Genomic DNA, 390 nt, shown 5'->3' on the forward strand with positions numbered 1-390 from the left:
GCAGACAAAAAGTACCTCGCCGGTCAAAGGCGAAACCATTGCTAACCGTTATGAACAAAGCTGAATTTGTGACACCAAACAAAAAGGCCCCGAACATTTCTATTCAAGGCCTTGAAAGTACTCATCACCGTTAACTTTAAATCTTCGGCGTCTCTGTAGAAACACCAAAGTTTTGCCCACGATGACGAAGCAAATGATCAAGCACCACAATCGCCAGCATAGCCTCAGCAATCGGCACTGCGCGAATGCCCACACATGGGTCGTGACGACCCTTAGTGATTAACTGCGTCGCTTCACCCTGACGGTTGATAGTATTACCCGGCACGGTAATGCTCGATGTCGGCTTAAGTGCAATGTTGGCAACAATGTCTTGGCCAGTTGAGATACCAC

At 47.9% G+C, this 390-nt stretch carries 1 protein-coding gene; it reads right to left on the bottom strand.

What is annotated here, in order from left to right:
* Positions 1–136 precede the first annotated feature (136 nt).
* A partial coding sequence (locus AB4585_RS23430; protein WP_372171174.1) for a chorismate synthase occupies positions 137–390 on the bottom strand: 254 nt, incomplete at its 5' end.

The organism is Vibrio sp. 10N.222.49.C9 (assembly GCF_041474985.1).
GTDB lineage: Bacteria > Pseudomonadota > Gammaproteobacteria > Enterobacterales > Vibrionaceae > Vibrio > Vibrio crassostreae_C.